The following is a 22,497-nucleotide window of genomic DNA, read 5'->3' on the forward strand; positions in this document are numbered from 1 at the left end:
CAGAATAAACAAATGAGAACGCAACGCCAGCCAGTACGCTCGCTCGACAAGCTCGACCGCCGCATCCTCAAACTGCTGCAGGACGACGGCCGGATGGCGATGAAGGACCTCGCGGAACAGGTCGGCCTGACCGTGACGCCGTGCATCGAGCGCGTGCGCCGCATGGAGCGCGACGGCGTCATCACCGGCTATCACGCACGCGTCGATCCGGGCCAGCTCGGCGCCGCGCTGCTGGTGTTCGTCGAGATCACGCTCGGCCACAAGGGCGGCAACATGTTCGAGCAGTTCCGTCGCGAAGTGATGAAGATCGACGAGGTGCTCGAATGCCATCTGGTGTCCGGCGACTTCGACTACCTGATCAAGGCGCGCATCGGTGAAATGGCCGACTATCGCAAGCTGCTCGGCGACATCCTGCTGCAACTGCCCGGCGCGGTGCAGTCGAAGAGCTATGTCGTGATGGAGGAAATCAAGGAAACGCTGACGATTTCGGTCGGCGAATGACCGCTGCGGCGGCCGGTTGCCGGCGCCGCTGTCGGGCCCCTTATCTCGCCCTTGGCATGCTGCACCCAATACTGTATAAATATACAGTATTGGGTGCAGGCGAATGGGTGAGCGCATGGACGGCCGGTCCGACAACGAATTTCCGATAGCGCCGCCGGCGCCCCGCAAGGGGCGCGGTGCGGTCGACAACCTCCAGGGGCGGTACGAAACGGCGCTGCGCGAAGCGGTCGACGACGGCTGGGTGCACGAATCGGACGACGCCGATCTGCCCGCGCCGCTGCGCACGCAGGTGTTCGAGGAGCGGGCGAAGAGCATCCTGACGCACAACCAGTCGCCGGACATTCCGTTCAGCGTGTCGCTCAATCCGTATCGCGGCTGCGAGCACGGGTGCATCTACTGCTTTGCACGGCCGACCCACAGCTATCTCGGCCTGTCGCCGGGGCTCGATTTCGAGAGCCGTATCTATGCGAAGGTCAATGCGGCCGAACTGCTCGAGCGCGAGATTTCACGCAAGCGTTACGTGCCGGAGCCGATCGCGCTCGGCGTCAACACCGACGCATACCAGCCGGTCGAGCGCGACCTGCGCATCACGCGCAGCGTGATCCAGGTGATGCACGATCACGCGTTGCCGTTCGCCGCGATCACGAAATCATCGCTGATCGAGCGCGATCTCGACCTGCTTGCCCCGATGGCCGAGCGCGGGCAGGTGATGGCGGCGGTCACGATCACGACGCTCGACGCCGATCTCGCGCGCACGCTCGAGCCGCGTGCGGCGACGCCGGCACGCCGGCTGCGTACGATCCGCGCGTTGCGCGACGCGGGTGTGCCGGTGGGCGTCAGCATTGCACCGATGATCCCGTTCGTCACCGAGCCGGACATGGAGCGCGTGCTGGAGGCCTGCGCGGAAGCCGGCGCGACGCATGCGAGCTATATCGTCCTGCGGCTGCCGTGGGAGGTCGCGCCGCTGTTCAAGAGCTGGCTCGCCGCGCATTTCCCCGATCGCGCGGAGCGCGTGATGAACCGTGTGCGCGACATGCGCGGCGGGAAGGACTACGACTCCGATTTCTCGAAACGGATGAAGGGCGAGGGGATCTGGGCCGACCTGTTGCGGCAGCGTTTCCGTCAGGCCGTGAAGCGGCTCGGGTTGAACGAACGCAGGAACGGCATTCTGGATCTGTCGCAGTTTCGCGGCGCGCCGGCGGCCGCGGTGGCGCCACGGCGCACCGTGGTGGGCGCAACGGGCACGAAGTCGCGTGACGACACGCAGTTGAGCCTGTTCTGACCGGTGTGCGTCGGCGCTTACTGCGAAATCTGCTTCGCCGCTTCGACTTGCGATTCGAAATACGTCTGGAACGACAGCGCAAGCGCGGTCATCAGCAGGAACGCGCCGATCAGCAGCGAGAAGATCACGATGAAGATCACCGTCCAGCCCGACCGGCTCTGCTTGCCCGTATCGGCATTGAATTGCGCGTCCCATTTCTCGTCGGGGCGCAGTCCGTAGACGAGCGCGGCGAGGAACGCGGCGAGCAGCGAGATCGCACCCGGCACGGCGAGCCACCAGCCGAGGCTGGCTGTGCGTTGGGTGGCGGCGAGCAGCATGAAACCCGGAATCCCGACGATCGTCGCGAGCAGGTGCGCCCAGCCGTACACGTCGCGAAGGCCGTACAGGTAGAAGCGGTGCGCGCCGAGCGAACCGAACAGGAACGCGAGGGCGGCGGTGAGCGTCTTGGAGCGGAAGCGGCGGGACGGTGCGGTGCTGCTGGACATGGGTGGCGGCGGATGATCGTTGGCGTGGCGGCCGGCAGGCCGGCGCGGGGCGCTCGGCCCGGCACGCATTCTACGATGCGCGGTCGGCCACGGTCACTCCTCGGCTGCGTCAAGGTGCCGCATAGGTGACGCGGTAGATGGCGCCTGCATAGTCGTCGCTGACGAGCAGCGAGCCGTCGGGCAGCGGCAGCACGTCGGCCGGGCGTCCCCACACGGTGCCGTCCGCGCGCAGCCAGCCGGTGATGAACGGCGTCTGGCGCGCGTGGCTGCCGTCGGCCGACACGACCGCGCGCATCACGCGGTAGCCGACCTTGCTGCTGCGGTTCCACGAACCGTGCTCGGCAATGAACACATTGTTGCGATACGACGCCGGGAACATCGGCCCCGTATAGAAGCGCATGCCGAGTGCCGCGACGTGCGCGCCGAGTTTCAGCACGGGCGGCACATGGCGGCGGCACGCGTCGGCGCTCCCGAATTCGGGGTCGGGCGTGTCGCCGCCATGACAGTACGGAAAGCCGAAGTCGAGGCCCGCGCGCGGCGCGCGGTTCAACTCGTCGTCGGGTACGTCGTCGCCCATCAGGTCGCGCCCGTTGTCTGTGAACCACAGCTCGCCCGAGTCGGGGTGCCATGCGAAGCCGACGGTATTGCGCACGCCGCGGGCAAATACCTCGCGGCCGCTGCCGTCGGCGTTCATGCGTGCGATGATCGCGTAGCGGCTGCGATCGGCGAGGCAGACGTTGCACGGCGCGCCGGTCGGCACGTAGAGCTTGCCGTCGGGGCCGAATGCGATGAATTTCCAGCCGTGGTGATGATCGGTGGGCAGCGCGTCCGTCACGACCGCCGGCGCGGGCGGCCGGGCGAGCCGGTCGTCGATGTGGTCGAGGCGCAGGATGCGCGACACGGCGGAGATATAGAGCGCGCCGTCGCGATACGCGACGCCGACGGGCATGTCGAGGCCCGATGCGACCACGTAGCGGGCCGTGATCCGGCCCTCGCGCATCACGAACGCATGCACACGGCCTTCCCGTGAGCCGACATACAGGATCCCGCGCGGCGACCACGCCATTTCGCGGGCGGTCGGCACGGCGTCGGTCAGTACGGTGACGTGAAAGCCGGGCGGCACGACGAGTTCGCCCACCGGCGGCGCGGCGCACGCCGCGGTGGCTGCGAGGCAGATGGCGAAGCCGGTCAGCAGGGCCGTGAGGCGATGCTGCGCGCGGTACGCCAGGGCGGCGCAAGATAGCGGCATGGCGGCGGGGAGCGTCGTGAACACGACGATTGTAGGCCCGGCGAACACGGCGCCTGCGGAATTTTTGCGCGTAAGTGTTTGTTGTGGCTTTGGTTTCCGGCTATAATCGCACGTTTCAGTAGTTTCGAACCCGGTTTCCCCGAAGGATTTCATATGGTTATCATCCGTCTGGCTCGCGGCGGCTCGAAGAAGCGCCCGTTCTACAACATCGTTGCTACCGATTCGCGCAATCGTCGTGACGGCCGCTTCATCGAACGCGTCGGCTTCTACAACCCGGTCGCCACGAAGGGCGAATCGCTGCGTATCGCTCAGGATCGCCTGACGTACTGGCAAGGTGTTGGCGCGCAACTGTCGCCGACCGTCCAGCGTCTCGTGAAGGAAGCGCAAAAGGCGCAACCGGCCGCCTAACATGGCGCGGTGTGCCGGTCGTGCCGGCTGCAAGGAGCATTGATGTCCGGTCACGATTCCGGTAACGCAAAGCGCGGGCGAGCGTCGTTTGGCGCATTCGTCCGCAAGCCGGTCGAGCGCGACGTTGTCGCGAGCGCCGGTGAGGCTGCCGAGCAGGGCAGTCTCGAAGCGGTGCAAGCCTGGCCCGACGATGCTGTCGAGGTCGGGGCAGTGGTCGACGCCTATGGCCTGAAAGGCTGGATCAAGGTGGCGACGCATGCCGACGCCGGTCGCGGCGGCGATGCGCTGCTCGACGCGCGCCGCTGGTGGCTGGAACGGGGTGGGGAGCGGTTGTCCGCCCGCATCCTGCAGTCGAAAACGCACGGCGACACAGTCGTCGCGCATGCCGCGGGTGTCAGCGACCGCGATGCCGCATTGGCTTTGCGCGGCTTTCGCGTGTTCGTGCGCCGGGAAGATTTCCCGGCATTGGCCGCGGACGAATTCTATTGGGTCGACCTGATCGGTCTCGAGGTCGTCAACGAGCAATCGGTGGCGCTTGGGACAGTGAGCGGGATGATCGACAACGGCGTGCATTCGATCATGCGCGTCGAGTATCCGGCAGTCGGCAAGGATGGTCAGCCGACCACCGGCGAACGGCTGATTCCGTTCGTCGGCGTATACGTCAAGACGGTGGATCAGGCGGCACGTCGCATCGTCGTCGACTGGGAAGCCGATTACTCATGAACCAGGTTACGGAGAGCGCGGTGCAGTTCGACGTCGTCACGCTCTTTCCTGAAATGTTCCGCGCGCTGACCGACTGGGGTATCACCAGCCGGGCCGTGAAGCAGGAGCGCTTCGGGTTGCGCACCTGGAACCCGCGTGATTTCACGACGGACAACTACCGCACGGTCGACGATCGTCCGTATGGTGGCGGTCCGGGCATGGTGATGCTGGCCAAGCCGCTCGAGGCCGCGATCTGCGCTGCGAAGGCAGCGCAGGCGGAGCAGGGCGTCGCGAGCACGCGTGTGGTGATGATGTCGCCGCAAGGTGCGCCGTTCACGCACGAACGTGCGGTGCGGATGGCGCAGGAGCCTGGTGTCATCGTGCTGTGCGGCCGCTACGAGGCGATCGATCAGCGTCTGCTCGACCGTTGTGTAGACGAGGAAATCAGCCTCGGCGATTTCGTTCTGTCCGGTGGCGAACTGCCGGCGATGGCGATGATGGATGCCGTCGTGCGCCTGCTGCCCGGCGTGCTGAACGATGCGCAGTCAGCCGTGCAGGACAGCTTCGTCGACGGGCTGCTCGATTGTCCGCATTACACGCGCCCCGAGGAATACGAGGGAATGCGCGTGCCTGACGTGCTGCTCGGCGGGCATCATGCCGAGATCGAGCGGTGGCGTCGCGAGGAAGCATTGAAGAATACGTTGCGGAAGCGGCCGGATCTGATCGTCCGGGCGCGCCGCGAAAAGTTGTTGAGCCGGGCCGACGAGGCTTGGCTTGCGAACCTCGCACGCGAAGCGAAGAACGCCTCCTGAGGCGGCGTCGCGGGCGGGAAATGGCGGTGCCGTGCATGCGTGCGCGGCGCCTGATGTGAATCCATCCTCTGTCGGGGCCAGGCCTGGAAGCAGGCGGGCGCAAACGCCGACACGATGGCTTTAGGAGTCAGTGATGAATCTGATTGCAAAACTTGAGCAGGAAGAGATCGAGCGCGCGCTCGCCGGCAAGACGATCCCCGAATTCGCCCCGGGCGACACGGTGATCGTGAACGTGAACGTGGTTGAAGGTACCCGCAAGCGCGTTCAGGCTTACGAAGGCGTCGTGATCGCGATTCGCAACCGTGGCCTGAACTCGAACTTCATCGTCCGCAAGATTTCGTCGGGCGAAGGCGTCGAGCGTACGTTCCAGACCTACTCGCCGCTGCTGGCGAGCATCGTCGTCAAGCGTCGCGGTGATGTGCGTCGTGCGAAGCTGTACTACCTGCGCGAGCGTTCGGGCAAGTCGGCTCGAATCAAGGAAAAGCTGGTGTCGAAGGATCGCACCGCAGCAGCTTCCCAAGAGTAAGAGCTGTAAGGAAAAAGCACCCTCCCGGGTGCTTTTTTCATTCTGGCGCGACAATATGCTCGATACGTCACGAACCGAGAGTCCCATTGAATCGCCGCCCCATCGTTGATCCCGAAGTGCTGCCGGTCGAAGGCACCGGCGCCGGCCTGCCGTCCATCGATGCACGCCTGCTGACGCCGCCCGGGCTGCGCGAACGTTTCGCACGCACGCTCGAATGGAACGTCGAGCCCGGCGAGGCTCGCCTGGTGGAAGGCGTCGATCCGCGCAGCGCCGCCGTCCTCATCCCGCTCGTGGTGCGCGAGAGCGGCCTCACGGTGCTGCTGACCCAGCGCGCCGATCACCTGAACGACCATGCCGGGCAGATCAGCTTCCCCGGCGGCCGCCGCGAGTCGTACGACCGCGATGCGACGGCGACCGCGTTGCGCGAGGCGAAGGAAGAAATTGGCCTGACGGCCGAACGGGTGGAGATTCTCGGCGCGCTGCCCGACTACCTGACGGGTACCGGCTTCTGCGTGACGCCGGTCGTCGGGCTCGTGCATCCGCCGTTCACCGTGCAGGCCGATGCGTTCGAAGTCGCCGAGATTTTCGAGGTGCCGCTCGCGTTCCTGATGAGTCCCGCGAACCACCAGGTGCGCGTGTTCCGCTGGGAAGGCGGCGAGCGTCGTTTTTTTGCGATGCCCTATCCGAATGGCGAATCGGCCGGGCATTACTTCATCTGGGGCGCAACTGCCGGCATGTTGCGCAATCTGTACCGCTTCTTGGCAGCCGGATAACATCGCGCCCGAGCATGCCCACGCGGCCGGCTCGCGGCCCGTCGCGCCAGCAGCCATCCGTCGCTTACGCTGTGCTATCGTTATGCAAAAAATGACATAACTCGGAAGACGGCGCCACGCATGACTTTCTTTTCGGTTCTCCTCGCTCTCATCATCGAACAGGTCCGCGCGTTGTCGCCAAGCAATCCGGTGTTCGCGCTGTTCCAGTTTCATGCGGAAACCGTCGCGCATGGCCTCGACGCCGGCAAGCAAAAGCATGGCGTGCTCGCCTGGCTCGCAGTCGTGCTGCCGTGGGTGCTGATCGTCGCGCTGATCTACTTCCTGCTGTACAAGGTGAGCTTCGTGCTCGCGTTCATCTGGAACGTCGTCGTCGTGTATTTCACGCTTGGCTTCCGCCAGTTCAGCCACTACTTCACCGATATCCATCTCGCGCTCAACAACGATGACGTGCCGCGCGCCCGCGAAATCCTGCATGAATGGACGGGCCTCGACACGGTCGACATGCCGGTCGGTGAAATCGTCCGCCATACGCTGATTCATGCGGTCGTTGCGTCGCATCGCCACGTGTTCGGCGTGTTCTTCTGGTATGTGCTGCCGATCGGTCCGGCAGGCGCCGTGCTGTATCGCATCTCCGAATATCTCGCGCGCAGCTGGTCGACGCCGGGCGACGATCGCACGGCCGCGTTCTCGACGTTCGCGCAGCGGGCGTTTTTCGTGATCGACTGGATTCCGTCGCGCTTGACCGCGCTCGGCTTCGCGATCGTCGGCAACTTCGAGGATGCGATCTACGCGTGGCGCAATCACACGCGCCAGTGGCCCGACCCGAACGACGGCGTGCTGCTCGCGGCCGGTAGCGGCGCACTTGGCGCGCGCCTCGCGGGCCCGCTCGCGGAACCGTCGAGCCTCGACGCGCTGGCGGTCGGCGACAGCGGTCCGTTGACGGTCGGCGACGATTGCACGCCGCGCACGCTGCAGTCGGCGGTCGGCCTGGTGTGGCGCGCCGTGATCCTGTGGATGATCCTGCTGTTGATGCTGACGCTGGCGGTCTGGGTATCGTGACGCGCTTGCGCGGCGCCCGATGAAATGACAAGGCCGGCTCGATGCCGGCCTTTTTGCTGTGCGTCGGTCAATCCGGTGATTCCGGTCAGTCGTCGAGCGGATCGCGCACGGCGCCGCATTGCCAACAGGTGGTGAATTGCGCCTCGAGCGTCTCGCCGCACTGGCGGCAGCGCCATGGCGCGGCGCCGGCCGACGGGCCGTGTGATGCCGCATCGAGCAGCCGCCGCGCGAGCGCATCGTCGCGCTCGTCGTCGAGCCACAGCTCGGGCGCGCATGCGTCGGCGGGCAGGCCGCCGAGCGCACCGGGCGCATAGCAGTTGTGCAGCTCGCAACCGATGCCGGCCACCTGCAGCACGTTCGCCCAATGCTGCGCAGTGGCGAGGTCGGGGGCCTTGAAACGCATCGCGGCTCCTGTCGGTGAAGGCCGGGCCGGCGGCCGTCTGCCCGCCGTATGGTCAGCGGACGATCTGGCTCGCCTCGTGCACGAGCTGCGCGTAAAGCGCATGCCGCGACGGCGCAATGCGGCCGTCGGCCACGGCTTCGAGAATCGCGCAGCCGGGCTCGTGCAGATGATGACAATTATAGAAACGGCAGTCCGCGAGCAGCGGGCGGAATTCCGGAAACGCGCGCTCGAGACGCCCCTCCGTCAGGTGGTACAGGCCGAATTCCTGGAAGCCGGGCGAATCGATCAGCGCGCCACCGCCATCGAGCGGGTAGAGGCGCGTGAACGTCGTCGTATGGCGGCCGCTGTTGAGCGCGGCCGAGATTTCACGGGTCGCGGCCTCGGCATCGGGCACGAGCAGGTTCACGAGCGTCGACTTGCCCATCCCGGACTGACCGAGCAGGATCGTCGAGTGCCCGGCCAGGTGCGGCATCAGCTGCGCGCGCGCATCGTCGGGCGAGCCCTTGACCGACAGTTCGAGCACGTCGTAGCCGAGCGCGCGGTAGGGCGCCAGGCGCTCGCGGGCGACCGGCAGCGCGGCTTCGACGTCGATCTTGTTGAGCACGACGAGCGGCTTCAGTTCGTTCGCTTCGGCCGCGATCAGCGCGCGGCCGAGCAGATCCTCGCTAAAATAGGGCTCGGTCGCGAGCACGATCAGCAACTGGTCGAGATTGGCCGCGAACAGCTTCGACTTGAACTGGTCGGAGCGGTACAGCAGGTTGCGCCGCTCGCCGATCTCGACGATCACGCCCTGGTCGGCCGATGCCTGTTCGTACACGACGCGGTCGCCGACCGCGATCTCGCTTTTCTTGCCGCGCGGGAAGCACTGCAGCATCGGGCCGCCGTCGTCGGGCGCGACGATGTAGTGGCGGCCGTGCGCCGCGATCACGCGGCCTTCGACACGCTGCGCGCCCGATGCGCGCGGGGCCGGCTTGCGGGAGGTCGGCCGGCTCATGCGTGCTGCATCAGGCGGTCGATCCGCTGCGACGCAGGCGGATGCGAGTAGTAGAAGGCCGTATAGACGGGGTCGGGCGTGAGCGTCGACGCGTTGTCTTCGTAGAGCTTCACGAGCGCGCTGACGAGATCCTGGGCGTCGGTCTGGCTGGCCGCGAACGCGTCGGCCTCGAATTCATGCTTGCGCGACGTGAGGCTGCTGAACGGCGTCGCGAAGAACAGGAACACGGGGATCGCGAGGAAGAACAGCACGAGCGCGGCGCCCGCGTTGCTCGTGTCGAGCGACGGCGTGACGCCGAGCCCCGTATAGAACCACGTGCGCTGCGCGAGCCAGCCGAGCAGCGCGAGCAGCACGAGGCTCAGCACGAACGACACGAGCATCCGCTTCATCACGTGGCGGCGCTTGAAGTGGCCGAGTTCGTGCGCGAGCACGGCCTCGATTTCCTCGCCGGACAGCCGCGCGAGCAGCGTATCGAAGAACACGATCCGCTTCGATGCGCCGAAGCCCGTGAAGTACGCGTTGCCGTGCGCGGAACGGCGGCTGCCGTCCATCACGAACAGGCCCTTCGCCGCGAAGCCGCACCGTTTCATCAGCGACTCGATGCGCGCGCGCAGCGCTTCGTCCTTCAGCGGCTCGAACTTGTTGAAGATCGGCGCGATGAAGGTCGGGTAGATCAGCAGGACGAGCATCTGGAACGCGACCCAGACGATCCAGGTCCACAGCCACCACAAGGCGCCGGCCTGGTTCATCAGCCACAGCACGACGAACAGCAGCGGCAGGCCGAGCACCGCGCCGAGCAGCGTGTTTTTCAGCATGTCGGTGAAGAACAGGCGCTTGGTCATCCGGTTGAAGCCGAACCGCTGTTCGATCCCGAACTGGCGGTAATACTCGAACGGCACGTCGATCACGCCCGTGATCACGAGCACGGCGGCGACGAGCGCGACCTGCTGCCCGTAGCCGCGGCCGAACCAGCCCGTCAGCAGCGTGTCGAGCGCGCCGACGCCGCCGAGCAGCGTGAGGCCGACCAGCACGGCCGCGCTGACGACGATCTCGAACATCGCCAGCCGCGTGCGCTCGACCGTGTAGTCGGCCGCGCGCTGGTGGGCGGTCAGCGGAATGGTGGCGCTGAACTGCGCGGGCACGCCGTTGCGGTGCGCGGCGACGAAGCGGATCTGCCGCGACGCGAGCCACAGCTTGGTGACGACCATCGCGAGCACGGCGACCGCGAACAGCAGGGTGAACGAAAAGGGTGACATCGAAGGCGCCAAAGGGTTCTATGCGAGAATTATATGTTCTTGCGGACCGGGCCCGCTTACGCGATGCCGCCCGCCGTCCGCCATTTTCCAGGATGACTCATGACCGATACCGCCGCTTCCGCCAGCCAGCCCGCGCTCGTGCGCAACGAGTTGAACCTCGTCTGGCTCGACATGGAGATGACGGGCCTCGACCCGGATAACGACCGCATCATCGAAATCGCGGTCGTCGTCACCAATTCCACTCTCGACATCGCGGTGGAAGGCCCCGTGTTCGCGATCCACCAGAGCGACGAAACGCTCGCGAAGATGGACGACTGGAACAAGTCGACGCACGGCCGTTCGGGGCTGATCGATCGCGTGCGCGCGTCGACCGTGACCGAGGCGGACGCCGCCGCGCAACTGCAGGCGTTCCTCGCGCAGTACGTGTCGCCCGGCAAGTCGCCGATGTGCGGCAACTCGATCTGCCAGGATCGCCGCTTCATGGCGCGCTGGATGCCGGAATTCGAGCGGTTCTTCCACTACCGCAACCTGGACGTCAGCACGCTCAAGGAGCTGTGCCGCCGCTGGCAGCCCGCGATCTACAAGGGTTTTCAGAAGCGCGCGATGCACACGGCGCTCGCGGACATCCACGAGTCGATCGACGAGCTGAAGTACTACCGCCAGCATTTCCTGATTCCGGCCGCGTCGGCGCCGGCAGGCGAGTCCGCGCCGGCCGCCTGAGCGGGCCGGCACGCGCCCGGCGCTCGCTACAGGCTCAGCGCCGCGCGCTCTTCGGCCGGAACGCCGCGACCACCGCGGCGTCGGTCTCGATGTACGGGCCGCCGATCAGGTCGATGCAGTAGGGCACCGCGGCGAAGATGCCGGGCACGGTCGACTTGCCGTCGGCGTCGCGCAGCCCTTCGAGCGTTTCCCGGATCGACTTCGGCTGGCCGGGCAGGTTGATGATCAGCGCCGCGTGGTCGGCCGTCTCGCGGATCACCGCGACTTGCCGCGACAGGATCGCGGTCGGCACGAAATTCAGGCTGATCTGCCGCATCTGTTCGCCGAATCCCGGCATTTCCTTCGTTGCCACGGCCAGCGTGGCTTCCGGCGTCACGTCGCGGCGCGCGGGGCCGGTGCCGCCGGTCGTCAGCACCAGGTCGCAGCCGGCGATGTCGACGAGTTCGGTCAGCGTGGCGGAGATCGTCGGCGCGTCGTCCTGGATCAGGCGCGTTTCGGCACGCCACGGCGACACCAGCGTGCCGGCGAGCCACTCCTGCAGCGCCGGAATGCCCTTGTCCTCGTAGACGCCCGTACTCGCGCGGTCGCTGATCGACACGAGGCCGACCACGAGCTCGTCCGGATGGTTACGCTTCGTCGTCATGGTCGTCCCCGGCCTCGTCGGCCGTTTCGTCATCCCCGCCGGGCGTGCCGCTCGCGGTCTTGATCCACTGGAACAGCTCGCGGAAATAGCGCGGCGGCTTGCCTTGCTGGGCTTCCTTGCGCGCGTTGCGGATCAGCGTGCGGCCTTCCTGGATGTCGGCGTCGGGGTGCTGGCGGAGGAATTCGGTCAGCGCGTCGTCGTTGGCGAGCAACTGGTCGCGCGTGCGCTCGATCCAGTGCAGGCGGGCCGTCGCGGCCTTGTTCACGCCGCGCTGCGCGTCGAGCGCGGTGCGCAACGCGGCCGTCTCGTCGTCGGTCAGCGTGCGCATCACGCGGCCGACGTACTGGAGCTGGCGGCGCTTGCCTTCGTGATCGGTGATCCGGCGCGCTTCGCGGACGGCGTCCGACAGGCTTTCCGGCATCGGCATGCGTTTCAGCGCGTCTTTCGGCAGATCGACGAGCGCCTGGCCGAGCACCTGCAGCTCGTGCATTTCGCGCTTCAGTTGGGATTTGCTGGGGCGATCGTAGCCATTGTCGTCGACTTCGGCGGCATGCTCGATCGGCTGGATTCGGGTTTTGCGTGTCATGGGCGGCATTGTATCGCGGTGCGGACACCCCAAGCTTGTCTGTGCCCGGCGCCGGACCTTGCTATGATCGCGGGATACGTAACATTTTGACCATGCGGGCGCCCGCCCGCCACCGGATACCAAGACGACGATGGCAGCCAATCTCGACGTACAAGCGCGCTATTTCCCGCACACGCAGGACCAGCTCAAAGAAATTGCCTCCGACATCCTCCGCCATGCGAAGGCGCTCGGCGCGACGGACGCCGCCACCGAAATCTCCGAAGGCGACGGCCTGTCGGTGTCGGTGCGCCGCGGCGAGGTCGAGACGATCGAACACAACCGCGACAAGATGGTCGGCGTGACGGTGTTCATCGGCAAGAAGCGCGGCAACGCGAGCACGTCGGACTTCTCGCCGGCCGCGATCAAGGATACCGTCGCCGCCGCGTACAACATCGCGCGCTTCACGGCAGAGGACGACGCGGCCGGCCTCGCCGAGGCCGAGCTGCTCGAAACCGACCCGCGCGACCTCGACCTGTATCACCCGTGGGCGCTGTCGGCCGACGAGGCCGTCGAGCTCGCCCGCCGCGCGGAAGACGCCGCGTTCGCGGTCAGCCCGCAGATCCGCAACTCGGAAGGCGCGAGCGTGTCGGCGCAGCATTCGCAGTTCGTGCTCGCGACGTCGCGCGGCTTCCTCGCCGGCTATCCGTACTCGCGCCACTACATCGCATGCGCGCCGATCGCGGGCAGCGGTCGCCACATGCAGCGCGACGACTGGTATTCGTCGAAGCGCAGCGCGGTCGATCTCGCGGCGCCGGAAGCCGTCGGGCGCTACGCGGCCGAGCGTGCGCTCGCGCGGATGGGCGCGCGCCGTCTCGACACCCGCAAGGTGCCCGTGCTGTTCGAGGCGCCGCTCGCGGCCGGCCTGCTCGGCGCGTTCGTGCAGGCCGTCAGCGGCGGCGCGCTGTACCGCAAGACGTCGTTCCTCGTCGACAGCCTCGGCAAGCCGGTGTTCGCACCGCACGTCCAGGTCGTCGAGGATCCGCACGTGCCGCGCGCGATGGGCAGCGCGCCGTTCGACGAGGAGGGCGTGCGCACGCGTGCGCGCAGCGTCGTCAAGGACGGCGTCGTCGAAGGCTACTTCCTGTCGACCTATTCGGCACGCAAGCTCGGCACGCAGACGACCGGTAACGCCGGCGGCTCGCACAACCTCGCGCTGCGCAGCTCGGACACGCAGCCGGGCGACGACTTCGACGCAATGCTGAAGAAGCTCGGCACGGGTCTGTTGCTGACCGAACTGATGGGGCAGGGCGTGAACTACGTGACCGGCGACTATTCGCGCGGTGCGGCGGGCTTCTGGGTCGAGAACGGCGTGATCCAGTATCCGGTCGAGGAAATCACCGTCGCGAGCACGCTGCAGGAGATGTTCCGGCATATCGTCGCGATCGGCGCGGATTCGATCGTGCGCGGGACGAAGGAAACGGGCTCGGTGCTGATCGAGCAGATGACGATCGCCGGGCAGTAAGCGGCGCGGCATCGGCCGCCAGGATACGCAAAAGCCCGACCGGCGCGAGTGAGCCGGTCGGGCTTTCTTTTTATCGCGTGCCGCGTGTCGGTCAGTCGTGCTTGCGCGCGTAGACGACGAACGCAAAGCCGAACGCGTTCGGCGCGGCAGCCTGATGCGGTTCGCGCGACACTTCGTGCCAGTGCGCGGGATCGGGCGCCGGAAACGACGCATCGCCGTCGAAGTCCGCGTCGATCTCGGTGACGATCAGCTTGTCGGCGAGCGCGAGGCCTTCCGCATAGAGCTGCGCACCGCCGATCAGGAATGCTTCGGCCGCACCGTCACGCGCGGCGAGCGCGAGCGCGTCGGCGAGCGACGTGACGGTGTCGCAGCCGTCGAAGCGGCGCGCTGCGTCGCGCGTGACGACGATGTTGCGGCGGCCCGGCAGCGGCCGGCCGATCGACTCGTGGGTTTTGCGGCCCATCACGATCGGCGCGCCCATCGTCGTGCGCTTGAAGAATGCGAGGTCTTCAGGAAGTTTCCAGGGCAACTGGTTGTCGCGGCCGATGATGCCGTTGCGGGCACGCGCGACGATCAGGGTCAACGTCGTCATGAAGGTCGGGGAAGAGGAGAACCGGAATGGCGCCGATTCTACCGGAACGGCGGCGCGCGCCGGCTTCGTGCGGATGCGCCGGCACATTCGCCGTGCCGGCGCGTACGCACTGCGGCGTTCGCATCGCGACGTCCAGAATAAAAAGAGTGCCCGCCGGGGGACGGACACAAAAACGGTTCGTGTCGTTACGTCGACGACGCCGGGCGCGATCGTGATTGTCTGCCGCGCATCAATTCAATATGGATTCCTTGGCAATTTCGGGTATGCGGTATCGCATGCATATCATTGCACCGTGCCGTTGCGGGCATGTCCTGCCATCGCATGCTGCACGTGGCCGGGCCGCGGCGCAGGGATTGGTATCGGCAACGGAGACCGCGGAGCGATTTCATCCCACAGCGTCACCGATGCCTTGTCGGCCGAATTCGGTTGCGGCACCGCCACGGGCACGATGCCGAAGCCGTTGTCCCGTTGCATGCTGGATGCACTGCCGACGAGCAGCGCTGCATGTGCGGGCGTCACGCATTCGTCTGCACGTATCGACATGAACGGGAGCGCGCCGGAGAGCGCAAACGTTGTCTGCAGGAAAGAAAGCAAAATGAGTTTGCGCATGGCCGCGTGCTCCCGATCTGTGATGAATTCAGCGAAATGCATGCCATCGCGCCGCAAGCGTTGTCGCGCCTGCGACTCAGGAGCGCGCGTTGTGAATCGCGATCGAAAGTGCCGGAAAATGTTTCAGGCTTGAAACGATGGGGCTTGGGAATACTGCGGATTCAATCGATACGCTGCAAGGATGAAAATCGGCGCGTGTGTCGATGCAGGTACGGGTCGCTGCCCATGTGTTCTGTGCAGATGATTGATGAACGTCGACCGCTGAGCGATTCGGCCGCTCGCCCATTCGCGCTGCAATCCGTTTGTCGTATTCAGCGCCTATAACTCAATAAGCTGTGTTGATCAAAAAATAACTGGACGCGAGATAAGCGCCATCATGCGAGGCTCTGTCGTTGCCGCGCATCGGCATGGCGAATCGAGCGGCTTCGGCTGACCCGGTTCGATCCTTTTGCACGTGACTTCGCACGTGCGGCAATCGTTAGACGGTTGATGAACGGGGTGGTATATGGGAGCCGAGCAGCGGCATGTGATCTATTTCTCGCGCGAACCGAACGACGCGTTGCGCGGGCATTTCGACGAATGCGGATGGTGCGTCGATCTCGCGGAAAGCGCACGCGACTTGCGGCGTGTCGTGCAGCACGGCGTGGCATCCGCCGGCCTGCTCGATTTCTCGCCGGGTTTCAGGCCCGCGGATCTGCGCGAACTCGAAGCGTGTCTGAGCATCCAGCACATCGGCTGGATCGCGGCGACCCGGCGTGGCCAGTTGCAGGACGCCACGTTGCGCCATCTCATTCGTGACTATTGCTTCGACTACGTGACGATGCCGTACGAGACGTCGCGCATCGTCGAGACCGTCGGCCACGCGCACGGCATGATCGCGCTGACCGACCCGGTGGCGTCGCCGGTCGGCGCCGGGCGCACCGAAGGCGAGATGGTCGGCACCTGCGATGCGATGCTCGGGCTTTTCAGGACGATCCGGCGCGTCGCGACGACCGATGCGCCGGTGTTCATCTCCGGTGAATCGGGTACCGGCAAGGAGCTGACGGCCGTCGCGATTCACGAGCGCTCGGCGCGCGCGCACGCGCCGTTCGTCGCGATCAACTGCGGGGCGATTCCGTCGACGCTGCTGCAAGCCGAGCTGTTCGGCTATGAGCGCGGCGCATTTACGGGCGCGAACCAGCGCAAGATCGGCCGCGTCGAGGCTGCCAACGGCGGCACGTTGTTTCTCGACGAAATCGGCGACCTGCCGCTCGAGAGCCAGGCGAGCCTCCTGCGGTTCCTTCAGGAAGGCAAGATCGAGCGGCTCGGCGCGCATGTATCGGTGCCGGTCGACGTGCGCGTGATCTGCGCGACGCATGTGGACATGGAAACGGCGCTGCGCGAAGGGCGCTTCCGCGAGGATCTGTTCCATCGTCTGTGCGTGCTGAAGATCGAGGAGCCGCCGCTGCGCGCGCGCGGCAAGGACATCGAGGTGCTCGCCCGCCACATGCTCGAGCGTTTCAAGGGCGATGCGCATCGTCGGCTGCGCGGCTTCTCTCCGGACGCGATCGCCGCGCTGTACGGCTATTCGTGGCCGGGCAACGTGCGCGAGCTGATCAACCGCGTGCGCCGCGCGATCGTGATGTCGGAGGGCCGGATGATTACCGCGGCCGATCTCGAGCTCCATGAATTCGCGATACTGGCGCCCGTCTCGCTCACCGAGGCGCGGGAAGCGGCCGAGCGGCAGGCGATCGAGCAGGCGCTGCTGCGTCATCGCGGCCGTTTTGCCGATGCGGCGCGTGAGCTCGGCGTGTCGCGCGTGACGCTGTACAGGCTGATGTGCGCGCATGGCATGCGCGATCGCGGCGACACGCTGGCAGGGTTTTCGGCGCCGGCGCCGGAGGTTCCGCGTCACGCTTGCTAAAATTGGCGGGTGACGGCCGCCCTCGCGGCCGAAGGAACCCGCATGAAACAGTACCTCGACCTCGTTCGCACCATCCTCGACACCGGCACCTGGCAGGAGAACCGCACGGGCATCCGCACCATCAGCATGCCCGGTGCGATGCTGCGGTTCGACCTGCAGCAGGGCTTCCCGGCCGTGACGACCAAGAAGCTGGCGTTCAAGTCCGCGATCGGCGAACTGGTCGGTTTCCTGCGCGCGTCGCGCAGCGCGGCCGAGTTCCGCGCGCTCGGCTGCAAGGTGTGGGATGCGAACGCGAACGACAACGCGCAGTGGCTCGCGAACCCGTACCGCCAGGGCGTCGATGATCTCGGCGACGTGTACGGCGTGCAATGGCGCCAGTGGCCCGGCTACAAGGTGCTCGACGCGGGCGCCGACGCGCAGATCGCCGACGCGACGCGCCGCGGTTTCCGGATCGTCACGCGCTTCGACGAGGACGGTGCGCCGAAGGTGCTGCTGTACAAGGCGATCGATCAGCTGCGCCAGTGTCTCGATACGATCATGGAGAACCCGGCCGACCGTCGCATCCTGTTTCACGCATGGAATCCGGCCGTGCTCGACCAGATCGCGCTGCCTGCGTGCCATCTGCTGTACCAGTTCCTGCCGAACGTCACGAAGCGCGAGATTTCTCTGTGCCTGTACATCCGCAGCAACGATGTCGGCCTCGGCACGCCGTTCAACCTGACGGAAGGCGCCGCGCTGCTGGCGCTCGTCGGCCGGCTGACGGGCTACACGCCGCGCTGGTTCACGTATTTCATCGGGGATGCGCACATCTACGAGAACCAGCTCGACATGCTCCAGCAGCAGCTCACGCGCGAGCCGTACGAGAGCCCGCGGCTGGAGATTGCCGAGCGCGTGCCCGATTACGCGAAGACGGGCGTGTATGCACCCGAATGGCTCGAGCAGATCGAGCCGTCCGATTTCTCGCTCGTCGGCTACCGGCACCATGAGCCGCTGACCGCGCCGATGGCGGTCTGAGCACCGGCGTTAGGCGGCGGCGCGGGTGACGCGACCCGCATCAGGGACGATGACGAAGGCCCGAACGGCACCCGCCGCTTCGGGCCTTTCCGTTTCATCGCGCGACGGTTACTGATGGCGTCGTTCGTCGTGGCCGCCTGATGGCGGATTGCTCGGGCGCGGCGCCTCGACGTGGGGCGCCGGTTGCGGCCGCGGTTCCATATGCGGTGCGGGCATCGACGGGCGGGGTTCCATGTGCGGCGCTGGCATCGATGGTCGCTGCTCCATGTGCGGCGCGGGCATCGACGGCCGCGGCTCCATCCGCGGGGCCTGCGGCTGCGGTCGCGGCATGTCATGCGCCGCGGGCGCGGGCGGGCGGTACTCGTTCACGTGCGGCGGTGCGACTTCGCGGTGGGGTGCCGGTTGCGCGAAGTCGGGGCGCGGATGCGGCTGCGGAATCTGCGCGGTCGTGTCGGGCCGCGGTTGCGGCCGCGCGCGCGGCGCTTCCTGATGGCCGCCGGGTTGCGTTCCGGGCGTGCCGTCCGGATGCGGGACCGCCGCCGCGCTGCGCACGGGCGGCGGCGCATTCTGGCCCGCCGCGTGGAGGGCGCTCGGCGGCGTCGGGCGCTGACGCTCCATCGGCGTATGCGGCTGCATCCAGACCGGGGCCGGCGCCGCGGCTGCATGCGCGTTGTCGTGCCGGGTCGGTTCGTTGCCGGCCGTCGGCGGGTGCGGGACGCCATTACCCGGGCTCACGGCCTGATGCGCAGCCGGATTGCCCGGCGCTGGTGGCATCGCGCCGTTGGCGAAGCGCGGCGCATTGGGGGCTTGGGCGTTCATCGGTCGCGCGCCATTCGGCATGACCGGCGTCGGCGCGCCCGGCCGTGCAGCCTGTGTGAGCGCAGGCTGGCCGTCGCGCGGCGCGTGCGCTGGCTGCACGACGGGGCCGTGCGGATTCACGAGCTGCACGTTGCGCATCGCCCACGCACCGGCTTTCGGATTGCCCGGAACACGGACCGGGCGAGCCGTATAGTCGGCCGGCACGCTGGTTCTCGCGATTGGCGCGCCCGCGCCCGGCACGTGTGCGCCCTGCCGGGCGAGATGGACGGCCGCCTGATCGCGATACGCGGCCGGCACCGCCGGATTGCGCGTCGCGACGAACGGGTGCTGTCCGACCGCCGCCGGCGGCCGGTAGCTGGCCGTGCGCAATCCGCCGTTCAAGCTTTGGCGTACCGGCGCAATGCCGGGCGTGCCCGGCATCACGTGCGCGTTGCGCCACTGTTGCGGATCGACGTGCTGCGAGAAGTGCGCGACCGGCTGGCCGTGCACGAACGCGGACGCCGGCACGGCCGTGATCGCGTGCGGCGCGCGGAAGTTCACGTACGTCTTGTTGATGTTCGTGATGTTGGTGATGTTCGTCACGTTCACGGTCTTGTTCACTGTGACGTTGTTCACCACGATGTTCCGGTTCACGCGTTCGTAGTAATGCGGGCTCCAGCCGCCCCAGCCGGGATGCCACGCTTCGCCCGGGCCGAGGGCGAACCATGCGCAGCCGGCCGCGGCGACGCCGCCGACCGTCAGCGCGACGCTCCAGTCGGGACCGCTGCCGCCGCCCACGAACGCGACCAGCGCCGGTGCATAGGCGGGCGGCTGGCTGACGGCCACCGGGCCGGGCACCCACGCCCAGCTGTCGTCCACATGGGCCCAGCGGCCGTAGTGGTACGGCGCGAAGCCCCACGGTGCGTCGTCGACCCAGGTCCAGCCCCACGGCGCCTGCCAGATCCAGTGACCGTCGTGATACGGCGCCCAGTCGGCCGGCGTGTCGTTCGGCACCCAGACCGCACCGTAGTTCGGGGTCTCGCGCCACGTCCCGTTCGCGTCGAGATCCTGGTAGCCGGGAATGTCGCGCGACACGTAGCGGGCCGATACCGAGCGCTGCTCGGCCGCATCGCGGCTGGCGGCCCATTGGTCGAGCGCGTCCGGGGCCGGCGCGGCCGATTGCTGCGCGACCTGCAGGTCGGTGCCGGTGAACACGACCTGCTGGCCGGGCGACAGCGGATATTGCCCGTTGCTGCCGTACACGGTCGCGCTGCCGCTGCGCACGGTGACCGTCGTGCTCGCGCCGTTCGGCGCGACATCGACGCGATAGTCGCCGGGGCCCGCCAGGCCGAGCGCAAGATTGGGCGTATCGATTTCGTACGATCCGCCGGGCGACAGGTCGCGTACGTGCGTCGATACGGTGCCGAGGCCGACCTTCAGTTGCGTCGTGGTGTCGTCGAGGTTCAGCACCGACAGGCTCGTCGATTCGCCGAGTCGCACCGCGGTCGAGCCGATGTGCAGCTCGGAGCGCGCGCCGGCGTCGTTCCACAGCTGGTCGCCCGTCGTCAGCGGCCGGTTCACGGCGGCGTATGACCATGTATCGCTGCCGGCCGGCTCCGTCGTCACGGCACCCGACATGTAGTTGAGCCGGGCGACGCGGCTCGGCGGATCGCCGCCCGGCTGGCGGGCGGCGGCCGCGTACGGCGCGGCCTGTGTCGCTTGCGCGAATGCGCATGGCAGGGGCGCCAGCGCGGCGAACGCGAGCAGGGTGCAACGGGCGGTTCGCTTGAGCGTGAACAGGGGAGCCATGTTGAGCGTCTTCGTCGTTATTGCGGCGCGTCGATTCGTGCCGTCGAGTTCACGATATCCGCTCGGCCTGTTTCCGTGCTCGGTGTTTTGTAAGTCGAATGGCACGCGATGTAACAAAACCTGTCCGTCGCGCGCCGTTGTCGTCCGGTCGCAATCCGCGTGTCAAGCGGACGTAAGCCAGTCGTCGAAAACCTGCCGTCCGGGCACGGTAACCCGCAGCACGCGAGGCCGCGCCGTGCGCTCGATCCAGCCGTGCGCGCAGAAGCTGTCGAGCAGGGCGGCGCCCAGCGCGCCGCCGAGATGCGCACGCCGCTCGCTCCAGTCGAGGCAGCCGCATGCGAAGCGGCGCCGGCGCGTGCGCTGCTGCGCGACGTCGATGCCCCAGCGCCCGAGGGCTTGCGTGCCGAGCTCGGTGGTCTCGATCGCATCGCCGTCCGCGTGCAGCCAGCCGCGCGCGGTGAGCCCGTCGAAGATGCGGACCGCGAGTTCGCCGGCCATGTGGTCGTAGCAGGTGCGCGCATAGCGCAGCTCGGGCGGCACCGTGCGGGCCGGCGGCGGCACGGGACGGTTCGGCGCGGCCGCCCGGGCCACGTTCGCGAGCGCTTCGAGCGACGCCGCGATGTCGGCCGACGCGAGCCGGTAGTAGCGGTGCCGGCCGCGCACGTCGAGCGCGAGCAGGCCGCCTTCGGTCAGGCGCGCGAGGTGCGCGCTCGCCGCGGACGGCGACAGCCCCGCGATCATCGTCAGTTCGCCGGCCGGCCGCGCGCTGCCGTCCATCAGCACCCATAGCATCGCGGCGCGTCCCGGATCGGCGAGCAGTGCGCCGATCCGGCTCAGGCCCGGAAAGTGGTGGTCGTCTTGATCGGTCATCGTCGGGTCTCGTCAGGCGCAATGACAGCAGTGTAGGCGCTGCGCACATTCGATGTTTCGCGTTCGGATGAAATGTCGGATGCGGCGGAGGGCAGCCGCGGTCGCCGGCCGCGCACGCGTAGAATGGCCGGACGCGGCGGCAGTGGGCCGCCGGGATGCGACACGATGCAACGATGAAGACGATTTTCTGCCTGTTGGCGGCCGCGCTCCTCTGCGCGGCCTGTGCGCAGGGCGGCGCGGGCGCCGCCGGCGAGCGGGGCGGCAGCCTCGAGATGTACGGGACGATCGATCAGGGAATCACGGTGCGCCGCTGACGGGCGCCGTTTTCCTGTTCCGATGCCGGGTCGACGTGCGGGTGCCCGTGCGGTCGCGACCGAGCGGCGGCCCAGCCACGGGTTGCCGCGGTGCAACGTATAATGCGCCGATTGCAGTACCTCGCCGCCTGGAGTTACCACGATGTCCCCACAGTCCCCCGTGCCGGCCGCCCTGGACCGCACCGAAACCGTATTCCGCTTCCTCGCCGAGCCGTCGTCCGTGAACTTTGGCGGCAAGGTGCACGGCGGCGCGCTGATGAAGTGGATCGACGAGGTCGCGTATGCGTGCGCGGCTGTCTGGTCGAGCCGCTATTGCGTGACGGTCAGCGTCGGCAACATCCGCTTCCAGCGTCCGATCCTCGTCGGCAATCTGGTCGAGCTGAAGGCGCGCGTCGTCGCGACGGGCCGCACCAGCATGCACATCCATGTGTCCGTGCATGCCGGCGATCCGAAGGGGGGCGTGCTGCGTCAGACGACCGACTGTCTCGTCGTGTTCGTCGCGGTCGACGAGAACGGCAACCCGGTGCCGGTGCCGCCGTTCGTGCCCGAGACCGACGAGCAGAAGGTGCTCGCGAAATATGCGGCCGACGTGCGCGCCGCGCTCGACAAGATCGTCGAGATGAAGCCCGAGGAAGTGGCGAAGGGTACCGTCTGACGGCAACGGGCGCAGCGTTCGCGCCGCGCCCGT

Annotated in this window: 25 protein-coding genes; 14 read left to right on the plus strand and 11 right to left on the minus strand. The window is 67.3% G+C overall.

The features are described from left to right. Positions 1–12 precede the first annotated feature (12 nt). A complete protein-coding gene (locus ABIC50_RS02470; RefSeq protein ID WP_006762687.1) occupies positions 13–501 on the plus strand; it encodes an Lrp/AsnC ligand binding domain-containing protein in 489 nt (162 codons plus the stop codon). A gap of 103 nt (positions 502–604) precedes the next feature. Beyond that, positions 605–1,783: a PA0069 family radical SAM protein gene (locus ABIC50_RS02475; RefSeq protein WP_175674726.1), complete on the plus strand. Its 1,179-nt coding sequence runs from the start codon at positions 605–607 to the stop codon at positions 1,781–1,783. 17 nt (positions 1,784–1,800) lie between these two features. Here ABIC50_RS02475 and ABIC50_RS02480 read toward each other — a convergent pair whose 3' ends face one another. Continuing rightward, positions 1,801–2,268, minus strand: coding sequence for an NINE protein (locus ABIC50_RS02480; RefSeq protein ID WP_165751070.1), 468 nt, complete (start codon positions 2,266–2,268; stop codon positions 1,801–1,803). A gap of 109 nt (positions 2,269–2,377) precedes the next feature. Further along, the gene (locus ABIC50_RS02485) at positions 2,378–3,517 is read right to left on the minus strand and encodes a PQQ-dependent sugar dehydrogenase (protein WP_354162161.1); all 1,140 of its coding nucleotides are present in this window, start codon (positions 3,515–3,517) and stop codon (positions 2,378–2,380) included. 153 nt (positions 3,518–3,670) lie between these two features. On the opposite strand from ABIC50_RS02485, the gene rpsP reads away from it, so the two are divergent. From rpsP to ABIC50_RS02515, 6 genes are all read left to right on the plus strand, one after another. Then, complete coding sequence (gene rpsP / locus ABIC50_RS02490) at positions 3,671–3,925, plus strand: 30S ribosomal protein S16 (protein WP_006476550.1); 255 nt, start codon at positions 3,671–3,673, stop codon at positions 3,923–3,925. 42 nt (positions 3,926–3,967) lie between these two features. Then, positions 3,968–4,648, plus strand: coding sequence for a ribosome maturation factor RimM (gene rimM / locus ABIC50_RS02495; RefSeq protein ID WP_175729898.1), 681 nt, complete (start codon positions 3,968–3,970; stop codon positions 4,646–4,648). Further along, the gene (gene trmD / locus ABIC50_RS02500) at positions 4,645–5,439 is read left to right on the plus strand and encodes a tRNA (guanosine(37)-N1)-methyltransferase TrmD (protein ID WP_354161409.1); all 795 of its coding nucleotides are present in this window, start codon (positions 4,645–4,647) and stop codon (positions 5,437–5,439) included. The genes rimM and trmD overlap by 4 nt, the downstream gene beginning before the upstream one ends. 133 nt (positions 5,440–5,572) lie before the next feature. After that, a complete protein-coding gene (gene rplS, locus ABIC50_RS02505) occupies positions 5,573–5,965 on the plus strand; it encodes a 50S ribosomal protein L19 (RefSeq protein ID WP_006761288.1) in 393 nt (130 codons plus the stop codon). An 86-nt stretch (positions 5,966–6,051) separates the two neighbouring features. Next, positions 6,052–6,738, plus strand: coding sequence for a CoA pyrophosphatase (locus ABIC50_RS02510; protein WP_011656299.1), 687 nt, complete (start codon positions 6,052–6,054; stop codon positions 6,736–6,738). A 120-nt stretch (positions 6,739–6,858) separates the two neighbouring features. Continuing rightward, on the plus strand, positions 6,859–7,797 hold the full coding sequence (locus ABIC50_RS02515; protein WP_011656300.1) for a CobD/CbiB family protein: 939 nt from the start codon (positions 6,859–6,861) through the stop codon (positions 7,795–7,797). 85 nt (positions 7,798–7,882) lie between these two features. Here ABIC50_RS02515 and ABIC50_RS02520 read toward each other — a convergent pair whose 3' ends face one another. The 3 genes from ABIC50_RS02520 to ABIC50_RS02530 are packed head-to-tail and all read right to left on the minus strand — an operon-like array spanning position 7,883 to position 10,450. Then, positions 7,883–8,200, minus strand: a complete 318-nt coding sequence (locus ABIC50_RS02520; protein WP_012363366.1) for a putative signal transducing protein — start codon at positions 8,198–8,200, stop codon at positions 7,883–7,885. Positions 8,201–8,252: 52 nt separating this feature from the next. Further along, positions 8,253–9,194, minus strand: coding sequence for a ribosome small subunit-dependent GTPase A (gene rsgA / locus ABIC50_RS02525; RefSeq protein WP_229080372.1), 942 nt, complete (start codon positions 9,192–9,194; stop codon positions 8,253–8,255). Beyond that, entirely contained in the window at positions 9,191–10,450 is a 1,260-nt protein-coding gene (locus ABIC50_RS02530) for a M48 family metallopeptidase (protein ID WP_229080374.1), read from the minus strand. The genes rsgA and ABIC50_RS02530 overlap by 4 nt, the downstream gene beginning before the upstream one ends. 99 nt (positions 10,451–10,549) lie before the next feature. Between ABIC50_RS02530 and orn the strand changes: the two genes are divergently transcribed. Then, positions 10,550–11,170: an oligoribonuclease gene (gene orn / locus ABIC50_RS02535; protein ID WP_011656304.1), complete on the plus strand. Its 621-nt coding sequence runs from the start codon at positions 10,550–10,552 to the stop codon at positions 11,168–11,170. Positions 11,171–11,204: 34 nt separating this feature from the next. On the opposite strand, the gene mog is transcribed toward orn, so the two are convergent. Both mog and yjgA read right to left on the minus strand, forming a co-directional pair. Next, a complete protein-coding gene (mog, locus tag ABIC50_RS02540) occupies positions 11,205–11,813 on the minus strand; it encodes a molybdopterin adenylyltransferase (protein WP_105833462.1) in 609 nt (202 codons plus the stop codon). Then, positions 11,797–12,399 carry a ribosome biogenesis factor YjgA gene (gene yjgA, locus ABIC50_RS02545; protein WP_277601550.1) on the minus strand — a complete coding sequence of 201 codons (603 nt, stop codon included), beginning with the start codon at positions 12,397–12,399 and terminating at the stop codon, positions 11,797–11,799. Before yjgA ends, mog begins: the two co-directional genes overlap by 17 nt. Before the next feature lie 130 nt (positions 12,400–12,529). Between yjgA and pmbA the strand changes: the two genes are divergently transcribed. Further along, entirely contained in the window at positions 12,530–13,900 is a 1,371-nt protein-coding gene (gene pmbA, locus ABIC50_RS02550) for a metalloprotease PmbA (protein ID WP_011656307.1), read from the plus strand. A gap of 91 nt (positions 13,901–13,991) precedes the next feature. On the opposite strand, the gene ABIC50_RS02555 is transcribed toward pmbA, so the two are convergent. Then, positions 13,992–14,492: a dihydrofolate reductase gene (locus ABIC50_RS02555; RefSeq protein ID WP_175679002.1), complete on the minus strand. Its 501-nt coding sequence runs from the start codon at positions 14,490–14,492 to the stop codon at positions 13,992–13,994. A 282-nt stretch (positions 14,493–14,774) separates the two neighbouring features. Continuing rightward, a complete protein-coding gene (locus ABIC50_RS02560; protein WP_471685903.1) occupies positions 14,775–15,143 on the minus strand; it encodes a hypothetical protein in 369 nt (122 codons plus the stop codon). Positions 15,144–15,606: 463 nt separating this feature from the next. Between ABIC50_RS02560 and ABIC50_RS02565 the strand changes: the two genes are divergently transcribed. Next, complete coding sequence (locus tag ABIC50_RS02565; protein ID WP_012363373.1) at positions 15,607–17,004, plus strand: sigma-54 dependent transcriptional regulator; 1,398 nt, start codon at positions 15,607–15,609, stop codon at positions 17,002–17,004. A gap of 42 nt (positions 17,005–17,046) precedes the next feature. Next, positions 17,047–18,018 (plus strand): thymidylate synthase, encoded by a 972-nt coding sequence (locus tag ABIC50_RS02570; protein WP_126227378.1) that lies wholly within the window; start codon positions 17,047–17,049, stop codon positions 18,016–18,018. A 108-nt stretch (positions 18,019–18,126) separates the two neighbouring features. On the opposite strand, the gene ABIC50_RS02575 is transcribed toward ABIC50_RS02570, so the two are convergent. Together ABIC50_RS02575 and ABIC50_RS02580 are read right to left on the minus strand one after the other, a co-directional pair. Further along, positions 18,127–20,625 carry a DUF6600 domain-containing protein gene (locus tag ABIC50_RS02575; protein WP_354161412.1) on the minus strand — a complete coding sequence of 833 codons (2,499 nt, stop codon included), beginning with the start codon at positions 20,623–20,625 and terminating at the stop codon, positions 18,127–18,129. 162 nt (positions 20,626–20,787) lie between these two features. After that, positions 20,788–21,495 (minus strand): ArsR/SmtB family transcription factor, encoded by a 708-nt coding sequence (locus ABIC50_RS02580; RefSeq protein ID WP_354161415.1) that lies wholly within the window; start codon positions 21,493–21,495, stop codon positions 20,788–20,790. Between the two features lie 173 nt (positions 21,496–21,668). Here ABIC50_RS02580 and ABIC50_RS02585 point away from each other — a divergent pair, with 173 nt between their 5' ends. Together ABIC50_RS02585 and ABIC50_RS02590 are read left to right on the plus strand one after the other, a co-directional pair. Continuing rightward, positions 21,669–21,809, plus strand: a complete 141-nt coding sequence (locus tag ABIC50_RS02585; protein WP_166488177.1) for a hypothetical protein — start codon at positions 21,669–21,671, stop codon at positions 21,807–21,809. A gap of 142 nt (positions 21,810–21,951) precedes the next feature. Then, the gene (locus tag ABIC50_RS02590) at positions 21,952–22,464 is read left to right on the plus strand and encodes an acyl-CoA thioesterase (RefSeq protein WP_006753077.1); all 513 of its coding nucleotides are present in this window, start codon (positions 21,952–21,954) and stop codon (positions 22,462–22,464) included. The last annotated feature ends 33 nt before the right edge of the window (positions 22,465–22,497 follow it).

This window comes from Burkholderia sp. 567 (assembly GCF_040545115.1).
GTDB lineage: Bacteria > Pseudomonadota > Gammaproteobacteria > Burkholderiales > Burkholderiaceae > Burkholderia > Burkholderia ambifaria.